Origin of the sequence: Meiothermus cerbereus (assembly GCF_051297115.1) — a bacterium.
GTDB lineage: Bacteria > Deinococcota > Deinococci > Deinococcales > Thermaceae > Meiothermus > Meiothermus cerbereus_A.
This window is the reverse complement of record NZ_JBEVAL010000163.1, coordinates 1-807: the sequence shown is the minus strand read 5'-3', so window position 1 is coordinate 807 and position 807 is coordinate 1. Positions and strand designations below refer to the sequence as shown.

Below are 807 nucleotides of genomic sequence, written 5' to 3'. Positions count from 1 at the left end.
CGCCCCCGAGCAGGCCACGGTTTACGCCCACACCGGCTGGGTTCGGCAGGGCGGGGATTGGGTGTACCTGCACGCCGGGGGCGGCATTGGGCCGGACGGGAGCGTGGACGGCCTCGAGGTGGATCTCCCCCCCGAACTGAGCGGCTTTGCCCTGCCCCAACCGCCCACCGGCGAGGCCGAACCGGAGGCGCACCGGCGGCTGCTGGGGATGCTGGAGGCAGGCCCCCGGCGGGTCAGCTGGCCTCTTTTGCTCTATGCCCTGGGAGCACCTATCAACCACCCGCTGGGCAGCCTGTACATTGCCGGGCTGACCGGGGCCCGCAAGACCAGCCTGGCCCTGCTGGTTCAGGCCTTGTGGGGGCACGCCGCCCCGCACCCGCCGACGAACTGGGAGGGCACCGCCAACGCTCTGGAGGGGCTGGCCTTCGCGGCCAAGGATGCGTTGCTGCTGATTGACGACTACGCCCCCACCGGGCACGAGGGCAAGCAGAAGGAGCTCCAGGGTAAGGCCGCCCGGATTTTACGCAACCAGGGCAACGCCACGGGGCGGGCGCGGATGCGCTCGGACGGACGGATGCAGCCCGACCGGGCCCCCCGGGGCAGCCTGCTGGTCACCGGCGAGGATCTGCCCCCCGGCCACAGCGTGCGGGCGCGGTGCCTGATCCTCGAGCTAACCCCGGGCGAGGTGAACCTGGAGGCGCTCACCCGGCTGCAAAACCAGGCGGCGGGGTTTCCCCTGGCCCTGGCCGCCTGGGTGCGCTGGCTGGCCGGGCGGCTGGAGGGGGTGCGGCAGCAGGTGCGGCTTCG

1 protein-coding gene is annotated in these 807 nt (G+C 72.9%); it reads left to right on the top strand.

Going from position 1 to position 807, the window contains the following annotated elements; genetic code table 11:
• Positions 1-807: DUF927 domain-containing protein (locus tag ABWU19_RS14960; RefSeq protein ID WP_435902421.1), on the top strand; the 807-nt coding region annotated here is incomplete at both ends.